This window comes from Methylobacterium sp. WSM2598, from assembly GCF_000379105.1.
In the GTDB taxonomy this organism is placed as follows: domain Bacteria; phylum Pseudomonadota; class Alphaproteobacteria; order Rhizobiales; family Beijerinckiaceae; genus Methylobacterium.
Genome location: NZ_KB900609.1, coordinates 4,013,516 through 4,029,682 on the forward strand (window position 1 = coordinate 4,013,516; position 16,167 = coordinate 4,029,682).

Annotated in this window: 17 protein-coding genes; 9 read left to right on the forward strand and 8 right to left on the reverse strand. The window is 73.1% G+C overall.

Going from position 1 to position 16,167, the window contains the following annotated elements; all coding sequences use genetic code 11:
* Window positions 1–31 precede the first annotated feature (31 nt).
* Window positions 32–865 carry a CAF17-like 4Fe-4S cluster assembly/insertion protein YgfZ gene (ygfZ, locus tag MET2598_RS0119210; protein ID WP_018261987.1) on the reverse strand — a complete coding sequence of 278 codons (834 nt, stop codon included), beginning with the start codon at window positions 863–865 and terminating at the stop codon, window positions 32–34.
* A 107-nt stretch (window positions 866–972) separates the two neighbouring features.
* Here ygfZ and MET2598_RS0119215 point away from each other — a divergent pair, with 107 nt between their 5' ends.
* A complete protein-coding gene (locus MET2598_RS0119215; RefSeq protein WP_018261988.1) occupies window positions 973–2,313 on the forward strand; it encodes a dihydroorotase in 1,341 nt (446 codons plus the stop codon).
* A gap of 136 nt (window positions 2,314–2,449) precedes the next feature.
* Window positions 2,450–2,731: a hypothetical protein gene (locus tag MET2598_RS0119220; RefSeq protein WP_012331652.1), complete on the forward strand. Its 282-nt coding sequence runs from the start codon at window positions 2,450–2,452 to the stop codon at window positions 2,729–2,731.
* A gap of 203 nt (window positions 2,732–2,934) precedes the next feature.
* Here MET2598_RS0119220 and MET2598_RS0119230 read toward each other — a convergent pair whose 3' ends face one another.
* The gene (locus MET2598_RS0119230; protein ID WP_018261989.1) at window positions 2,935–3,996 is read right to left on the reverse strand and encodes an AI-2E family transporter; all 1,062 of its coding nucleotides are present in this window, start codon (window positions 3,994–3,996) and stop codon (window positions 2,935–2,937) included.
* Between the two features lie 103 nt (window positions 3,997–4,099).
* A complete protein-coding gene (locus MET2598_RS0119235; protein ID WP_018261990.1) occupies window positions 4,100–4,555 on the reverse strand; it encodes a molybdenum cofactor biosynthesis protein MoaE in 456 nt (151 codons plus the stop codon).
* Window positions 4,556–4,780: 225 nt separating this feature from the next.
* Between MET2598_RS0119235 and MET2598_RS0119240 the strand changes: the two genes are divergently transcribed.
* Window positions 4,781–5,803 (forward strand): gamma carbonic anhydrase family protein, encoded by a 1,023-nt coding sequence (locus tag MET2598_RS0119240; protein WP_018261991.1) that lies wholly within the window; start codon window positions 4,781–4,783, stop codon window positions 5,801–5,803.
* 146 nt (window positions 5,804–5,949) lie between these two features.
* On the opposite strand, the gene modA is transcribed toward MET2598_RS0119240, so the two are convergent.
* A complete protein-coding gene (gene modA, locus MET2598_RS0119245) occupies window positions 5,950–6,738 on the reverse strand; it encodes a molybdate ABC transporter substrate-binding protein (RefSeq protein WP_018261992.1) in 789 nt (262 codons plus the stop codon).
* Window positions 6,739–6,917: 179 nt separating this feature from the next.
* The gene (locus MET2598_RS38185) at window positions 6,918–7,094 is read right to left on the reverse strand and encodes a hypothetical protein (RefSeq protein WP_018261993.1); all 177 of its coding nucleotides are present in this window, start codon (window positions 7,092–7,094) and stop codon (window positions 6,918–6,920) included.
* A 210-nt stretch (window positions 7,095–7,304) separates the two neighbouring features.
* On the opposite strand from MET2598_RS38185, the gene MET2598_RS0119255 reads away from it, so the two are divergent.
* On the forward strand, window positions 7,305–8,234 hold the full coding sequence (locus MET2598_RS0119255; protein WP_018261994.1) for a 50S ribosomal protein L11 methyltransferase: 930 nt from the start codon (window positions 7,305–7,307) through the stop codon (window positions 8,232–8,234).
* 143 nt (window positions 8,235–8,377) lie between these two features.
* Here MET2598_RS0119255 and MET2598_RS0119260 read toward each other — a convergent pair whose 3' ends face one another.
* A complete protein-coding gene (locus MET2598_RS0119260) occupies window positions 8,378–9,253 on the reverse strand; it encodes a bifunctional helix-turn-helix transcriptional regulator/GNAT family N-acetyltransferase (RefSeq protein ID WP_018261995.1) in 876 nt (291 codons plus the stop codon).
* 257 nt (window positions 9,254–9,510) lie between these two features.
* Between MET2598_RS0119260 and MET2598_RS0119265 the strand changes: the two genes are divergently transcribed.
* The 5 genes from MET2598_RS0119265 to MET2598_RS0119285 all read left to right on the forward strand — a co-directional run bounded on the left by MET2598_RS0119265 (window position 9,511) and on the right by MET2598_RS0119285 (window position 13,576).
* Complete coding sequence (locus tag MET2598_RS0119265; protein WP_012331645.1) at window positions 9,511–10,182, forward strand: amino acid ABC transporter permease; 672 nt, start codon at window positions 9,511–9,513, stop codon at window positions 10,180–10,182.
* Between the two features lie 9 nt (window positions 10,183–10,191).
* Complete coding sequence (locus MET2598_RS0119270; protein WP_012331644.1) at window positions 10,192–10,842, forward strand: amino acid ABC transporter permease; 651 nt, start codon at window positions 10,192–10,194, stop codon at window positions 10,840–10,842.
* Between the two features lie 28 nt (window positions 10,843–10,870).
* Window positions 10,871–11,692 (forward strand): transporter substrate-binding domain-containing protein, encoded by an 822-nt coding sequence (locus MET2598_RS0119275; protein ID WP_012331643.1) that lies wholly within the window; start codon window positions 10,871–10,873, stop codon window positions 11,690–11,692.
* A 74-nt stretch (window positions 11,693–11,766) separates the two neighbouring features.
* Window positions 11,767–12,570 (forward strand): amino acid ABC transporter ATP-binding protein, encoded by an 804-nt coding sequence (locus MET2598_RS0119280; RefSeq protein ID WP_018261996.1) that lies wholly within the window; start codon window positions 11,767–11,769, stop codon window positions 12,568–12,570.
* Between the two features lie 295 nt (window positions 12,571–12,865).
* The gene (locus MET2598_RS0119285; RefSeq protein WP_012331641.1) at window positions 12,866–13,576 is read left to right on the forward strand and encodes a DUF2270 domain-containing protein; all 711 of its coding nucleotides are present in this window, start codon (window positions 12,866–12,868) and stop codon (window positions 13,574–13,576) included.
* A 175-nt stretch (window positions 13,577–13,751) separates the two neighbouring features.
* On the opposite strand, the gene MET2598_RS0119290 is transcribed toward MET2598_RS0119285, so the two are convergent.
* Window positions 13,752–15,374 carry an ABC-F family ATP-binding cassette domain-containing protein gene (locus MET2598_RS0119290; RefSeq protein ID WP_018261998.1) on the reverse strand — a complete coding sequence of 541 codons (1,623 nt, stop codon included), beginning with the start codon at window positions 15,372–15,374 and terminating at the stop codon, window positions 13,752–13,754.
* Window positions 15,375–15,407: 33 nt separating this feature from the next.
* On the reverse strand, window positions 15,408–16,133 hold the full coding sequence (locus MET2598_RS0119295) for an alpha/beta fold hydrolase (protein WP_018261999.1): 726 nt from the start codon (window positions 16,131–16,133) through the stop codon (window positions 15,408–15,410).
* Window positions 16,134–16,167: the final 34 nt, after the last annotated feature.

Sequence of the window (16,167 nt, forward strand, 5' to 3'; positions counted from 1 at the left end):
CGCGCGGCGGCGCCCCGCACCGGCCGGCGCCCTACCCCGCCCCCGGAACCTCGAAACTGGCGAAGGCCGGCCGCTCGACCCGCAGTGCCAGCCCGCCCGCCTCGATCGCCTCGCCGGCCGCGACGGCGTCGGCGAGCCGGTCGAGGCGCAGGAGCGCGAGGCCCCGCGCGCCCGCGGCGCCGCCGGTCTGGCCGAGGGCCCGCGCCCCCGCCGTGACGGCCGTGCCGGGCGCCGCCGCCCGGGCGCCCGCATAGGCCACCGGGACGACCCGGGTCCGGGCCGTGCCGCGATGCTGCATGCGCGACACCACCTCCTGGCCGACGTAGCAGCCCTTGCGGAAATCGACGCCGCCGAGCTGGTCCATCAGCGCCTCGTGCGGGAAAGCGTCGCCGAGGGCGAAGTCGGCGCCCCCCTCCGGCACGCCGAGCCCGATCCGGTGGGCGGCGTAATCCTCCGCGGTCGCGTCCGGGGCCGGGCCCTCGCCCTCCCCGGCATGGCGCCGCCAGCCGAGGGCGGGCAGGCGCCCGTCGCGCAGCCACGCGCCCGCCGGCGGCCCGCCCCAGGCCGCCAGGACCCGCAGCGGCGCCTCCGCGAAGGCGACCTTGGCCCGCAGCCGATACAGGGTCAGGCGCCGGGTGAGGTCCGGCAGCAGCGCCCGCGCGACGTCGAGGGCGAAACCCTCCGCCGCGCGGCTGATCAGGAAGTCGACCAGGACCTTGCCCTGGGGGGTGAGCAGCGCCCCCAGCCGCGCCTCGCCTAGCGGCAGGGTCTCGACGTTGCAGGTCACGAGCCCCTGGAGGAATCCCGGCGCATCGTCGCCGGCCACGCTCAGCACGGCGCGGTCCGGCAGGAGGGCGATCGGCATCGGCAGGCGGTCCTTCTCGTCCGGGGCCCCGCTTGAACCTCCGGCGAGGCTGACATAAGCCGCCTCGGGGCCGCCCTCAATCGGCCTCGAGCCCGGAGACGGCCGCGATGACCCAGAGCTTCGACCTGATCCTGCGCGGCGGCACGCTCGTCAACCACGACGGCGTCGGGCCGGGCGATCTCGGCATCCGGGCCGGGCGGGTCGCGGCCATCGGCGACCTCGCCACCGCGGCGGCCGGCGAGGTCCGGGACTGCACCGGCCTGCATCTCCTGCCGGGGGTGATCGACAGCCAGGTGCATTTCCGCGAGCCCGGGCTCGACCACAAGGAGGATCTGGAGACCGGCTCGCGCGCCGCCGTGATGGGAGGCGTCACGACGGTGTTCGAGATGCCCAACACCAATCCCCAGACGACCGGCCCGGAGGCGCTCGCCGACAAGCTCCGCCGCGCCCATCACCGCATGCACTGCGACTTCGCCTTCTGGGTCGGGGGCACGCACGAGAACGCCGCCGAGGTGGCGGAGCTGGAGCGGCTGCCGGGAGCGGCGGGGATCAAGGTCTTCATCGGCTCCTCGACGGGCTCGCTCCTGGTCGAGGACGATGCGGGGATCACCGAGATCCTGAAGCGCATCCGCCGCCGCGCCGCCTTCCACGCCGAGGACGAGGCGATGCTGCGCGCCCGCAAGGGCCTGCGCGTGCCGGGCGACCCGTCCTCGCACCCGGTCTGGCGCTCGCCCGAGGCGGCGCTCACGGCGACGCAGCGCCTGGTGCGGATCGCCCGGGAGACCGGCGCGCGGATCCACATCCTGCACATCTCCACCGCCGAGGAGATGCGCTTCCTCGCCGCGCACAAGGACGTGGCGACCGTGGAGGTGACGCCCCACCACCTCACCCTGGACGGCGCGGAGGCCTATCCGCGCCTCGGCACGCTGGTGCAGATGAACCCGCCGGTGCGCGACGCCGCCCATCGCGACGGAATCTGGTGGGGTCTCTCCCAGGGCGTCGCGGACGTGCTCGGCTCCGACCACGCCCCCCACACCCTGGAGGAGAAGGCCAAGCCCTACCCGGATTCCCCCTCCGGCATGACCGGGGTGCAGACGCTGGTGCCGATCATGCTCGACCACGTGGCGGCGGGGCGCCTGAGCCTCGCGCGCTTCGTCGACCTGACGAGCGCGGGGCCGCAGCGCGCCTTCGGGCTCGCCCGCAAGGGCCGCCTCGCGGTCGGCTACGACGCGGACGTCACGGTGGTGGACCTGAAGCGCTGCGAGACGATCCGCAACGCCTGGATCGCCAGCCGCTGCGGCTGGACGCCCTACGACGGCACGACGGTCACGGGCTGGCCGGTCGGCACGCTGGTGCGCGGCGCGACCGTGATGTGGGAGGGCAGCCTGGTGACGCCCGCTTCCGGCGAGGCGGCCCGGTTCGAGGAGGCTTTTCCGGCGCGCGCCTGAGGGGCCCGCGCCGGGAATGGACACGCAAGTCGATCGACCGGCCGCTGTCCTGCGCTGAGCCGTGGCGCGGCGCACGCTCATCACCAAGTCTTTAGGCTCGTCCGATTAAGACTGATGGCGAGAGGATGGTCGCAGGATGAGCCAGATCGAGGTCGAGGACGGGGTGCGCTTGAGCTTCCCGGGGCGCTGCGCCGAGTTCGGCGAGGGCGTGACCATCGGCCTCGTCGTCGCCCGCCTCGCCGCGGGCGCGACCGCCTTCACGCAGCGGGTGTCCCCCGAGACCCTGGTCCAGGTGCGGGACGTGGCCGCGCAGTTCGGCTACCGCGCCCGGGTGATCGAGGAATCGGCGCAGGGCTGCGACGTCGTCTTCGTCAGACCCTCGGGGCGGCCGGTGCTGCGCCTCGTCGGCGGGCCCTGACTCATAGGACATCCGGTTGATTGCTTCGCCATGAGGATGTCGGCTTCGCTCAGGCGCCGCGCGGGCTTGGCATACGCCATCCGGTTGATGGCGTCGCCATCTCCGATTTCGGCCATGCGGCTGTCGGCGTCGCTCAGGCGCCGCGCTCAGGCGCCGCGCAGGCTCGTGATCCGGGATCCAGCTTCGATCAGGCGGATCCCGGATCACGCCTCGATCTCGGGCCGGTAGAGCCGGTCGAGCAGCACCTTGGCCACCGCCATCAGCGGCAGGGCGAGGGCGATGCCCCACAGCCCGAGCAGCACGCCGAGCAGGATCTGCCCGGCGAAGATCGTCGCGGGCGGGATGTCGAGGGCGCGCTTCTGGATGAAGGGCGTGAGCACGTAGCTCTCCAGCGCCTGGACCAGCAGGTAGATGGCGAGGCCGCCGAGCGCCCCCTTCAGGCCCTGGGCGAGCCCGGCCAGCACGATCACCAGCCCGGCCACGAGCGCGCCGACCGTCGGGATGAAGCAGAGCAGCCCCGCCTGGAGGCCGAGGATCAGCGCCCCGTCGAGGCCGAGCAGGGACAGGCCGAGCCAGACGCAGACGAAGATCGCCGCCATGATCGCGAGCTGGCCGAAGAGCCAGTGCCGCAGCGTCTCCCCGGTCGCGTCCAGGATCTCGGCGGCGCGGGAGCGGTGGCGGCGGGGGACGAAGCGCAGCATCCCTTCCCGGTAGGCGGCCGGCTGGGCCGCCAGGAACAGCCCGAGGGCCACCACCACGAACAGGTTGCCGATCGCTCCGAAGACCCGCACGGCGATCATCGAGGCCTGCCCCAGCATCCGGCCCGCCTCCGACAGGAGGGCGCTCGGATTCGGCAGGGCGCCGCGGGCGGCCCCCTCCTTCGCGGCCCCCTCCCCGCCCGCGAGGTCGAGGTCGCGCGTGTCGATGCCGCGCGTCCTGAGCCAGCCGCGAACCGTCTCGGTCTGCTGCTTCAGGGTCTGGCCGAGCGTGTCCGCCTGGGCCGCCACCGTCGCGCCCCCGAACCCGGCGAGGCCGAGGACGAGGCCGGCGAGGAGCACGCTCACGAGCGCGAGGCGCGCGCCGTGGCCGAGCGGCAGGACTTGGCCGAGGAGGCGCGCCAGCCCGTCCAGGAAGACGCCGAACAGGATGCCGGCGAAGATCAGCAGCAGCGTGTCCGCCGCCTGCCACGTCAGCCCGAGCCCGGCCGCGAACAGCACGACCCCGATCCCCGCGAGCAGCCGCGGCCGCACCCCCGCCTCCGTCATGAACCGATCCTCTCCGGGCACCGCGCAGGGGGCGCTCACTGCGCGGCAAGATAGGCCGGCCGGCCGCGATGTCCCGCCGGGGAGGACCGCCCGCCGGACCCCGCTACCAGCGCCCGGCCGCCGCCTCGTCCTGCGCCGTGGCCTCGACCCAGCCCCCCACCGTCCCGTCGCGCAGGTGCTCGCGCTTCCAGAACGGCGCCCGGGTCTTGAGGTAGTCCATCAGGAAACTCGCCGCCGCGAAGGCCGCCTCGCGGTGTGCCGAGGCCGTCAGCACCAGGACGATGCCCTCCCCCGGCCGGATCCGCCCGTGGCGGTGGATCACCGTCACCCCGTCGAGCGGCCAGCGCCGGGCGGCCTCGTCGAGCACCCGCCCGACCTCCTCCTCCGCCATGCCCGGGTAATGCTCCAGTTCGAGGGCGGCGAGGCGCCCGCCCTCGTCCCGGCACAGGCCCGTGAAGCTGACGACCGCCCCCGCCCGGCCGTCCGTCGCGGCGGACAGGGCGGCGATCTCGGCCGCGACGTCGAAGGGGTCGGACTGGATGCTCAGGCGCGGGATCATGCGGGCTCCCCAAGCCGAGCTGCGCCGGGCAACTCTGCTTCGCTCTTGTTCTTGCATCATTTTCGCTGACGCGGTGCTTCGGTTCGCCGGCGAACCGGCGACCCCTTCGGCGCATGATGCTTAGCACGGCCCGCCCGGCGGCGCGATCGGGGCTGGCCCCGCACCGGGCCGCGGTGCATGAAGCCCGGGGCCCCGTGCGGGGCCGGCCCCGACGCGAGTGTCCCCGTGCGCCCCGACCTGCTGCTTCCCTACGACGGCACCGAGCCGGCCTTCGCCACCCCGCCGGCCCGCTGCGGGCGGCGCAGCACGGTGATCGGCCGCACCAGCCTCGGCGCCGGGGCGTGGCTCGGCGACGCCGCGGTGATCCGCGGCGACGGCCACGATGTCATCGCGGGCGACGGCCTCTGGCTCGGGCCGCGGGCGACGCTCCACATCGCCCAGGACAAGTACCCCTGCATCCTGGGCGACCGGGTCACGGTCGGGCGCAACGCCGTCGTGCATGCCTGCACGGTCGGGGACGATTGCGTGGTCGAGGACGATTGCGTCGTGCTCGACGGCTCCGTGGTCGAGGACGGGGTGGTGATCGAGGCCGGCAGCACCGTCTATCCCCGCTCGACCCTCGCGGCGGGCCTGCTCTACGCGGGCTCGCCCGCCGCGCCCCTGCGCCGGCTCGCCGCGGGCGAGGCCGCCGCCCGGGCCGCGCGCCTGCGCGCCGGCCCCGCGGCGGCCGTGCCGGCGGCGGCCCCGGGCCATCCCGCGCCCGCCGTGTTCGTCGCCCTGAGCGCGCGCCTCGCCGGGCCGGTCGACCTCGCCCCGGGGGCCAGCATCTTCTTCGGTTGCGACCTCGACGCGGCGGCCGGGCCGATCGCGGTCGGCCCGAACGCGAACGTGCAGGACAACAGCGTCCTGCGCCCCCTCGGGGCCGGGCTGGTGATCGAGCGGGACACCACCCTCGGCCACAACGTGGTGGCGGCGGACGGGCGGATCGGCCCGCGCAGCCTCGTCGGCATCGGGGCCGTCCTCGCCCCCGGCACCGTCGTGGGCGAGGACGTGCTGGTCGCGGCCGGAACCGTTACCGCGGCGGGCCAAGTGCTGGAACCCGGCTGGCTCTGGGGCGGACGCCCGGCGCGCCGCCTCGCGCCGCTCGACGCGGGCAAGCGCGAGATGATGCGCCGCATCGTCGAGCAATATGCCGGCTACGGCCGCCGCTACCGCAAGGCCCAGATCGCGCTTTCACCGGAGGCCTGATCGCAACGGCCCGGGATGCGGACGCATCGGGCCGTCGACCGTCTCGCCTGCTCGGCACCACGCCAAGGGCTTGGTGAGAAGAATGGCTCGGCGCACATTCGAGAACCGACCCAACGGTCACGAGACATGACCGCTGGGATGAGGGGTCAGGAGCGGCCGGCCGGCGAGGCCAGCAGCGTGAAGCCCTGCCGCTCGAAGGCGGCCCGCGCCTCGGGCCCGCGCAGGTCCGCGAGCAGCGCGGGCGCGTCCGGGTGGGTGGAGGCCGCGACCTGCGCGAGCGGGTAGACGATGGGCGGGTGGCTGTCGGCCGGGAAGGTCGCCACCACCCGCACCCCCGCATCCGCCACCGCGTCGGTGGCGTAGACGATCCCGAGCGGCGCCTCGCCCCGCGAGACGAGGAGGAGCGCGGCGCGCACGCTCTCGGCCTGGGCCACCCGGTCCTTCACGCCCTCCCAGGCGCCCAGATGGGTGAGTGCCGCCTTGCCGTACTTGCCGGCCGGCACCGCCTCGACATGGCCCATCGCCAGCCGCCCTGAGCCGAGCGCGGCCCGCAGGTCGAGGCCGGGCGCCAGCGCGACGGAGACGGTCGAGTCCCGGGGGGCGACGAGGACGAGGCGGTTGCCGAGGAGATCGACCCGCGTCCCCGGCCGGATCAGGTTCCGGGCGGCCACGTAATCCATCCAGTCGAGATCCGCCGTGAAGAACAGGTCGGCGGGCGCGCCCGCCTCGATCTGCTTGGCGAGCGTGTTCGAGGCGGCGTAGGAGGCGCGGGCCGCCTTGCCGGTGCGGCGCGACCAGGATTGCAGCGCCTCGTCGAGGGCGTTCTTCAGGCTCGCCGCCGCGAAGACCAGCACGGGCGGACCCTCGGCCCGCGCGCCCCACGCGAGGCCGAGCCCCGCCAGCCCCAGGATGACGCCCCGCCGAGTGAGCCGCATGGATCCCGTCCGTCGCTGATGCGGCCTCACCATAGGTCACCTGCGGGCTTCGGCCAAGCGCCACTTCGGCCAAGCGCCACTTCGGCCAAGCGCCACTTCGGCCATGCGCCACTTCGGCCATGCGCCACTTCGGCTGCGGCTTCGGCCAAGCGCGGACGCGGACGACCCTGCCGGCCGCCTCAGGAGGAGCCGGCGGCCGGGTCCGTCCTGCTTGCGGAGGCGAGCTCGGCCCGGTGCAGGCGGCTGAGCAGCACGAGCAGGTGCCCTGGCAGCGCGGTCTCCTCGCCGGTGAGCGGCGGGCGCGGGCGCTCGCGGCGCTCGGCCCGGCGGATCGTCCGGGGGGGAGGGGATGACACGGGGTCCTCAAAGCGACGAAGGGGATCACGAACTCGCACGCGCATCGCGATGTCCTTCCGGGCCCGGCTTCTGCGGCCGGCGCGGCAAGAACGCGGCGTTCCTGCCGCGGTTCCCGCCATTTGTGCCGGCGCGGCGTGGCGGCGCGGTGACGCCGCGCACGCGACCGGCGGCCGGTGGCGGGGCGGCGCCCCGGGTGGTAGATCCCGCGCATGCTCGAAGGCCTCCCGCCCCACCGCCCGACCCACGTGCTGCGCCTCGACACCAGCGAGCGCGGCGCGCGCGCCATGACCGACCTCCTCGGGGAGGTCTTCGACCCGACCGAGACCGCGGTCGCGGCCTTCGAGGCGGAGGACGGCGTCACGTGGCGCCTCGAAGCCTATTTCTCGGAGGAGCCGGACGAGGAGGCGGTGCGCGAGCTGATCCGGCCGCTGGTCGGGGACGCGGCCGACCGGGCGGTCTTCGCGGCGATCGACCAGCAGGATTGGGTGCGGGCCTCCCTGGAGGGGCTCAAGCCCGTGCGGGCCGGCCGGGTGCTGGTGCACGGCGCGCACGACCGCGCGCGGGTGCACCCGAACGACGCGGCGATCGAGATCGAGGCGGCGCTCGCCTTCGGCACCGGCCATCACGGCACGACGTTGGGCTGCCTGCTCGCCCTGGTCGACCGGCTCCGGCACGGCCGGCCGCGCCGCATCCTCGATGTGGGCACCGGGACGGGCATCCTCGCCCTCGCGGCGGCGCGCCTGCTGCGCGCCCGCGTGGTGGCGGGCGACCTCGACCCGGAGGCGGTCGCGACGGCCCGCAGCAACGCGGCCCTGAACGGGCTCACGCCCTTCCTCACCCTCTACGAGGGGCCGGGCGTGCGCGACGCGAGGGCGAACCTGCCGCGCCGCTTCGACCTTGTCTTCGCCAACATCCTGGCGCGGCCGCTCACCCGCCTCGCCCCCTCCCTGACCCGGGTGGTGGCGCCCGGGGGCACCCTGGTCCTCTCGGGCCTGATCGCGCGCGACGTTCCGGGCGTACTCGCGGCCTACGCGGCCCAGGGCTTCCGGCTGCGCCGCCAGCGGATGATCGAGGGCTGGGCCACCCTGGAATTGCGGCGCGGCGGCGCCGCGCCCCGGCCCCGCGCGGGCCGGCGCTGACCCGCGCGGCCGAGCGATCCCGCCGTGGCCGCCCCCCGCGGTTCATCCGCTGTCCGGCCGATCACTTCGGGACAGCGGATGACACGCGCGGCGCTTGAGCGACGCCGACATCCGCATGGCGACGCAATCCGTCGGATCTCGGATCACAGGCTCTTCTCGAAGAAGTGATCGGGATAGGGGTCGTCGTTGAACCGCCCGATCTCGACCCAGCCGGTGCCGCGGTAGAGCGCCAGCGCCTCCGGCAGCGCGCTGTGGGTGTCGAGGCGCAGGGTGCGGATCGAGAGGTCGCGGGCGGCCTCCTCGGCCGCCGTCATGAGGCGCCGGCCGAGGCCGAGGCCGCGGGCGGCCGGCGACACCCAGAGCCGCTTGATCTCCGCCAGCGCGCCCCCGCTTCCCTTCAGGCCGACGCAGCCGAGGGGCAGCCCGTCCGACAGCGCGACCAGGAAGGCGCCGCGCGGGCGGGTCATGTCCTGCGCGTCCGGATCGCGCGAGAGCGCCACGTCGAAGCCCCGCGCGAAGCGGCGGGCGAGTTCGGCGTAGTAGGCCTCCAGGCAGCGGCGCGCCGCCGCGCCGCGCGGGTCGGCCTCCTCGATGCGGATCCGGTCGCGGCCGAGGACCGAGGCGATGAGGTCCATGGCGGCGAGCAGCGGCTCCGGATCGGGCGCGCGCCCGAGGATGGCGGCGGCCTGCGCGTCGGAGAGCGCCTCGTAGGCCTCGAACTCGCGGCGGCCCGCCCGCGTCAGGGCGACGACCCGGCGGCGCGCATCGGCCGGGTGGGGCGAGGTGGAGACCAGCCCCTCCTCCTCCAGGCCGCGCAGCAGCCGGCTCATCAGGCCGGAATCGAGCTGCAGATCCTCCCGCAGGCCGCCGAGATCGGTCTGCCCGTGCCCAATCGCGTTGAGCACCCGGGCGGCGCCGAGGGGCCGGCCCCGCCCGAGGAACGAATCGTCGAGCGCCCCCACCTCGGCGGTCACTGCCCGGCTGAAGCGGCGCAAGCGGGCAATGGCGTCGGTCGTCATGATATCTGACTTTAGTCAGATATCCCGCGGCGTCAACGGTTGGCGGGGGACGGGCGCGATTCCCGGCGGATGCGCGATTGCCGATCGCGCCGGTTTGCGCCAAGTCGCTTAGGCCGGAAGGAAGCCCGGGCCCTGCACCGCCCGGGCACCGGCACGGAGGAGGCGGGCATGCGGACGGACAGGTCCCCGGATGGAGGGCGCCCGGGCGCGGGGGCGCGGCGCGCCCGGGTCTCGCGACGCCCGGCCGCCCGGCCCGCATGAGCTACGAGTTCGAATTCGGCGAGGTCTTCGCCTCCTGGCCGGAGCTCGCCTGGGGCGCCCTCCACACCCTCGTCCTGTCGGGGCTCGCGATGGTGATCGGCATGGCGGTGGCGGTGCTCGGGGCGCTCGGCCGCACCTCCGGGCCGGCCTGGCTGAGCGGGCTGATCGGCGCCTACATCGAGGTCATCCGCAACACGCCGTTCCTGATCCAGATCTTCGTGATCTTCTTCGGCCTGCCCTCGCTCGGCCTGCGGCTCGACCCGGACAGCGCCGCGCTCCTCGCCCTCGTGGTCAATGTCGGGGCCTACGGCATCGAGATCATCCGGGCCGGGATCGAGAGCATCGACCACGGCCAGATCGAGGCCGGCCGCACGCTCGGCCTGCGGCCGCTGCAGATCTTCCGCTACGTGGTGCTGAAGCCGGCCATCCAGGCGATCTACCCGTCGCTGACCAGCCAGTTCATCCTCCTGATGCTGAATTCGAGCGTCTGCTCGGCGATCGCCGCGAGCGAGCTGACCGCGGCGGCGGGCGACATCCAGTCCCGCAACTTCCGCAGCTTCGAGGTCTACCTCGTGGTGACGGGGATCTATTTCGCGCTCTCGGTGGTGCTGTGGGGCCTGTTCGCCGGGATCGAGCGGGCCTTCCTGCGCAAGCCGAGCGCGCGGTAGGAGGCGCCGATGCGGAGCCTGAGCCAAGGCGACATCCTGTTCATCCTGGCGGCCCTGCGCTGGACGCTGGCGCTCTCCCTGATCGCCTTCCTGGGCGGGGCGCTCGGCGGGGCGGCGGTGGCGCTCGCCCGCACGGGCGAGATCCGCGCGCTGCGCGCCCTCGCCTTCGCCTACATCAAGCTCTTCCAGGGCACGCCGCTCCTGATGCAGCTCTTCCTGGCCTTCTTCGTGCCGGGGATCTTCGGGCTCTCGATCGATCCCTGGGGCGCGGCGGCGCTCGGCCTGTCGCTGCACGCCAGCGCCTTCCTGGGCGAGATCTGGCGCGGCGCCATCGAGACGGTGCCGCGCGGCCAGTGGCAGGCCGCCACCGCGCTCGGCCTCGGCTACTGGAACCGGACCGCCCTGGTGATCGTGCCGCAGGCGGTCCGCATCGCGGTCGCCCCGACCATCGGCTTCCTGGTGCAGCTGATCAAGGCGACCTCGCTCGCCTCGATCATCGGCTTCGTGGAGATCACCCGCGCCGCCCAGGTCATCAACAACGCCACCTTCCGGCCCTTCACGCTCTTCGGCCTGGTGGCGCTCGTCTATTTCGTGATCTGCTGGCCCCTCTCGGCCTATAGCCGGCGGATCGAGCGGAAGCTCGCGGTGGCGAGCCGCTGAGGCGCGCCGCCCCCACAGGAGGAAGCCCATGACCGCATCCCATCGGCCGAGCCGCCGCGCCGCCCTCGCGCTCGCCGCCGGCCTCGCCCTCGCGCTGGCGCCGGGGCTCCGCCCGGCGGAGGCGGCGACGCCCGACGAGATCAAGGCGCGCGGCAAGCTCGTGGTCGGGGTCCTCACCGACTACCCGCCCTTCGGCGGCACCGATGCCGACCAGAAGCCGGCGGGCTACGACGTCGACGTGGCGCGGCTCTTCGCCAAGTCGCTCGGGGTGGAGCTCGACCTCGTGCCGGTGACGGGGCCGAACCGCATCCCCTACCTCCTCACCAACAAGGTCGACATGCTGATCGCGACCTTCGGCATCACGGCCGAGCGGTCGAAGCAGGTGCTGTTCTCCAACCCCTACAGCACGCTCAGCACCTACGTGCTCGGGCCGAAATCGCTGGCGGTGTCGAAGCCGGAGGACCTCAAGGGCGTGACGATCGGGGTCGCCCGGGCCAGCACCCAGGACACGGCGGTCTCGGCCGTCGCCCCGCCCGGCACCCGCATCATGCGCTTCGACGACGACGCCACCACCACCCAGGCGATCATCTCCGGGCAGGTGCAGTCGATCGGCGCCAGCAACACCGTGCTGGCCCAGCTGACCAAGGATTACGCGAGCCTCGGCATCGAGCCGAAGTTCAACCTGCGCGAGCAGGCGAACGGCATGGCCTTCCGCAAGGCCGATACGGCCCTGCGCGACCGCGCCAACGCCTTCATCGCGGAGATCGCCGGCAACGGCGAATTGTCGGCGATCAACCAGCGCTGGTTCGGGCGCCCGCTCGGCACCCTGCCGCCGATGCCGCAATTCTGAGGCCGCCGCCGGCCTCCTCCCGGCGCGGGGTCCCGCTCGCCCGGGATCCCGCCCCTCCCTCGAAGTCCCGGCCCATGACGCAGAGCGATCCGACCGCCCCCCAGCCGCACGCCCTCGGCGAGGTCGTCATCACGATGCGCGGCGTCGACAAATGGTACGGCGCCGTGCAGGTGCTGCGCGGCATCGACCTGACGGTGCGCCGGGCCGAGCGGATCGTGATCTGCGGCCCCTCGGGCTCGGGCAAATCGACCCTGATCCGCTGCCTCAACCAGCTCGAAGCGCATCAGGCGGGCGAGATCACCGTGGACGGGGTGCGGCTCGGCCCGAACCTGCCGGGCCTCGACGTCGTGCGCCGCGAGATCGGCATGGTCTTCCAGCGCTTCAACCTGTTTCCCCACCTCACGGCCCTGGAGAATTGCACGCTCGCGCCCATGAAGGTGCGGGGCCTGGGGCGCGCCGAGGCCGAGGCCCTCGCCCGCACCTACCTGGCGCGGGTCCACATCCCCGATCAGGCGGACAAGTACCCGATCCAGCTCTCGGGCGGGCAGCAGCAGCGGGTGGCGATCGCGCGCTCGCTCTGCATGAACCCGAAGATCATGCTGTTCGACGAGCCGACCTCCGCCCTCGACCCCGAGATGGTCAACGAGGTGCTGGACGTGATGGTCGAGCTCGCGGAGAGCGGCATGACCATGCTGGTGGTGACGCACGAAATGGGCTTCGCCCGCCGGGTCGCCGACCGGGTCGTGTTCATGGACCAGGGCGAGATCGTCGAGCAGGCCCCGCCGGAGGCGTTCTTCCTGCGCCCGCAGAACCCGCGCACGCAGCGCTTCCTGAGCCAGATCCTGCACCCGGCCGGGGGGACGGCGGCGCCCGCCTAAGCATCATTCGCCGCATCGGTCACCGGTTCGGCGGCAAAAATGATGCGAGAAGGAGTCTGAGCAGAATTGCACCATGCACTTCTGCTCAGGGTCGAAATCCGATCAGCATGACGATGCGGGGGGCCGCGTCCGACCCTGGGCGGCCCGTCACGGCCCGCGTCGGGACTGTCCGATCGCGGGTCTTTTCCAGGCGCTTGGTTTCGTGAACGGTTTCCCGGCATCCGCCGTGCGGGGCTCTCACACGAACGGCCAAGCTGTTGCCGGCGCGACCCGCGCCATTGCTTCTGACGAAGGTGTGAGCGCACTCTTGCGGAACGAACAGGTCGACAGAGACACCGCAGTGCCGGTTCCTCTCCCGAAGACACCCGCTGAAGTGCTCACTGTTCTCGCGCACTTCCACCGCGCCGAGATCAGCCGGATGGCTGGCTGGCGCGATCGGATCGACCGCACGACGAACTGGGCCATCACGGTGATCGCTGCCATGCTGTCGGTCTCCCTCTCGACACCCACGGCCCACCACGGCGTGCTCCTCTTCGCCATGCTGCTCGTGCTGCTCCTGCTCGGCATCGAAGCGCGTCGCTACCGCTTCTTCGACGTGTTTCGTCGTCGCGTGCGCCGGCTCGAACGCCACTTCTACGCCGAGGTCTTCGCATCCCGGCCTGATCCGCCGGACGACTGGGCCGAAGCGCTCAGCATGGACCTGCGCCACCCCGTCTTCCACCTCACGATGACCGAGGCCTTCAGGCGACGCCTCCGGCGCAATTACGGCTGGATGTTCCTCATCCTGCTCCTGGCCTGGCTGCTGAAGATCTCCTCGGCGCGGCTCCAGGAATCCGGCCGTGGCGAACTGATCGGATCCGCAGGAGAGATTGTTGCGAATGCCGGCATCGGCCCGCTGCCGGGCTGGCTGGTGCTCTGCGCCGTCACGGCTTTCTATGGGGGGTTGTTGGCCGTCATTCTGCGCGCCGGCGGGCGGGAAGAGGGGGACGGATCCGTTCACGTGTGACGCCTCGACCCGGAGCGGCCCCTCCCAGTGCCCGTCTGGACTGCCGGTTCACGAGGATTGCCGAAGACTTGATGTCCTGACCCCGTTCCCATTGCCGTCATTCGGGCGATTGATCGCGATGGGCTGGAAGCCAGCCTCAGCAGCCACTCCCACGGTCAAGCTGATCGGGGTCTGACTAGTGCCGCAGGCCCGGCGCCTCCTGGCCGGTCTTCGCCACGTACTCGGTGTAGCCGCCCGGATATTGCTGCACCCCCTCGGGCGTCAGTTCCAGCACCCGGTTCGACAGGGCGGCCAGGAAGTGCCGGTCGTGCGAGACGAACAGCATCGTGCCCTCGTAGGCGGACAGGGCCGCGATCAGCATCTCCTTGGTGGCGATGTCGAGATGGTTGGTCGGCTCGTCGAGAACCAGGAAGTTCGGCGGGTCGAACAGCATCCGGGCCATCACCAGCCGGGCCTTCTCGCCGCCCGACAGCACCCGGCAGCGCTTCTCCACGTCGTCGCCCGAGAAGCCGAAGCAGCCGGCCAGCGCCCGCAGCGAGCCCTGGCCGGCCTGGGGGACGGAATCTTCCAGGAACCGGAAGATGGTCTGCTCGCCGTCGAGCAGGTCCATGGCGTGCTGGGCGAAGTAGCCGAGCTTCACCCCGGCCCCGAGCGCCACCGTGCCGTCGTCGGGCGCCGTCGTCCCGGTGACGAGCTTGAGCAGCGTCGACTTGCCGGCCCCGTTGATCCCGAGCACGCACCAGCGCTCCCTGCGCCGCACGGCGAAGTCGAACCCCTCGTAGAGGGTGCGCCGCCCGTAGCGCTTGTGCACGTTCCTCAGGCTGGCGACGTCGTCGCCGGAGCGGGGGGCGGGGGCGAACTCGAACACCACGCTCTGGCGCCGCCGCGGCGGCTCCACCCGCTCGATCTTGTCGAGCTTCTTGACCCGGCTCTGCACCTGGGCGGCGTGCGAGGCGCGCGCCTTGAAGCGCTCGATGAACTTGATCTCCTTGGCGAGCATCGCCTGCTGGCGCTCGAACTGCGCCTGCTGCTGGGCCTCGTTCTGCGCCCGCTGCTGCTCGTAGAACTCGTAATCGCCCGTGTAGGTGGTGAGCGCGCCGCCGTCGATCTCGACGATCTTGCCGACGACCCGGTTCATGAAGGCGCGGTCGTGCGAGGTCAGCATCAGGGCGCCCTCGTAGGCCTTCAGGAAGGCTTCGAGCCAGATCAGGCTCTCCAGGTCGAGGTGGTTGCTCGGCTCGTCGAGCAGCATCACGTCTGGGTTCATCAGCAGGATGCGGGCGAGCGCGACGCGCATCTTCCAGCCGCCCGAGAGGGCGCCGACATCCCCGTCCATCATCTCCTGGCTGAAGCTCAGGCCCGCCAGCACCTCCTGCGCCCGGCCCTCCAGCGCGTAGCCGTCGAGCTCCTCGAACCGGGCCTGCACCTCGCCGTAGCGGGCCACGAGCGCGTCGAGTTCGTCCGCCCTGTCGGGATCGGCGAGGGCCGATTCCAGCTCCTTGAGCTCGGCCGCGACCGCGCTCACCGGTCCGGCGCCGGCCATCACCTCGGCGACGGTGCTGCGGCCGGCCATCTCGCCCACGTCCTGGCTGAAATACCCGATGGTGATGCCCCGATCGATCGAGACCTGACCCTCGTCGGGCTGCTCCTCGCCGGTCATCATCCGGAACAGGGTCGTCTTGCCGGCCCCGTTCGGCCCGACGAGGCCGACCTTCTCGCCGCGCTGGAGCGCGGCCGAGGCCTCGATGAAGAGGAGCTGGCGGCCGTTCTGCTTGCTGATCTTGTCGAGGCGAATCATGGACCTGGAGGGGACGGGAGGCGCTGCGGCCCCTTACGCGATGGCGGGCGGGCCGGGAAGGGGCGCCCCCGCCTCGGCGAGCCAATCGCGCAGGGCCCGCGAGACCGCCGCGGGCTGCTCGATCGGCGTCAGGTGGCCGCTCTCCGGCACGACCACGAGCCGCGCTCCCGGCGCCAGGGCCGCCATGGCGCGGTGGTCGGCGAGCGGGGTCACGGCGTCGGCCTCGCCGCAGAGGATCAGGAGGGGCTTGCGCCAGCCGCGCAGCAGCGCGGACCCGTCCCGGCGCTCCAGGCCGTTCTGGCGCCGGAAGATCTCGGGGCCGAGGCGCTCCGTCATGGCCCGGATCCGCCCGACGATCTCCGCGTCGCCGCGATGCGAGGGGTGCAGGTAGGTGGCGAGCAGCCGGTCGCCGAAGCCGTGGAAGCGGCCGGGCACCCGCGCGGCCCGGTCGAGCGCCCGGCGGCTCGCGGCCCGCTCGGGCCCGTCGGGCGCGATCGTCGTGTCGAGCAGGGCGAGCCGCGTCACCCGCGCGGCGGCGCGCCGCAGGATCTCCTGCGCCACGATGCCGCCCAGGGAGAAGCCCGCGAGCGCGAAGGCTTGCGGCGCCTCGGCCAGCACCTGATCGGCCACGGCCTCGATCGTGTCCCCGCGGGTGATGTCGCCGACCCGGATGCGGGCGATGTCGGAGAGGGCCTCGACCTGGTCGCGCCACAGGTCGGCGTCGTTGAGCAGGCCCGGCAGGAGCACGAGGTCGATCATCCGGGTGCCATCCCACGGGCGCCCCGCCGCAGGC

What these genes read in the sequence shown, in the direction of transcription:
- ygfZ (WP_018261987.1), bottom strand. Translation starts at nt 865, where the DNA reads ATGCCGATCGCCCTCCTGCCGGACCGCGCCGTGCTGAGCGTGGCCGGC.
- MET2598_RS0119215 (WP_018261988.1), top strand. Translation starts at nt 973, where the DNA reads ATGACCCAGAGCTTCGACCTGATCCTGCGCGGCGGCACGCTCGTCAAC.
- MET2598_RS0119220 (WP_012331652.1), top strand. Translation starts at nt 2,450, where the DNA reads ATGAGCCAGATCGAGGTCGAGGACGGGGTGCGCTTGAGCTTCCCGGGG.
- MET2598_RS0119230 (WP_018261989.1), bottom strand. Translation starts at nt 3,996, where the DNA reads ATGACGGAGGCGGGGGTGCGGCCGCGGCTGCTCGCGGGGATCGGGGTC.
- MET2598_RS0119235 (WP_018261990.1), bottom strand. Translation starts at nt 4,555, where the DNA reads ATGATCCCGCGCCTGAGCATCCAGTCCGACCCCTTCGACGTCGCGGCC.
- modA (WP_018261992.1), bottom strand. Translation starts at nt 6,738, where the DNA reads ATGCGGCTCACTCGGCGGGGCGTCATCCTGGGGCTGGCGGGGCTCGGC.
- MET2598_RS0119255 (WP_018261994.1), top strand. Translation starts at nt 7,305, where the DNA reads ATGCTCGAAGGCCTCCCGCCCCACCGCCCGACCCACGTGCTGCGCCTC.
- MET2598_RS0119260 (WP_018261995.1), bottom strand. Translation starts at nt 9,253, where the DNA reads ATGACGACCGACGCCATTGCCCGCTTGCGCCGCTTCAGCCGGGCAGTG.
- MET2598_RS0119265 (WP_012331645.1), top strand. Translation starts at nt 9,511, where the DNA reads ATGAGCTACGAGTTCGAATTCGGCGAGGTCTTCGCCTCCTGGCCGGAG.
- MET2598_RS0119270 (WP_012331644.1), top strand. Translation starts at nt 10,192, where the DNA reads ATGCGGAGCCTGAGCCAAGGCGACATCCTGTTCATCCTGGCGGCCCTG.
- MET2598_RS0119275 (WP_012331643.1), top strand. Translation starts at nt 10,871, where the DNA reads ATGACCGCATCCCATCGGCCGAGCCGCCGCGCCGCCCTCGCGCTCGCC.
- MET2598_RS0119280 (WP_018261996.1), top strand. Translation starts at nt 11,767, where the DNA reads ATGACGCAGAGCGATCCGACCGCCCCCCAGCCGCACGCCCTCGGCGAG.
- MET2598_RS0119290 (WP_018261998.1), bottom strand. Translation starts at nt 15,374, where the DNA reads ATGATTCGCCTCGACAAGATCAGCAAGCAGAACGGCCGCCAGCTCCTC.
- MET2598_RS0119295 (WP_018261999.1), bottom strand. Translation starts at nt 16,133, where the DNA reads ATGATCGACCTCGTGCTCCTGCCGGGCCTGCTCAACGACGCCGACCTG.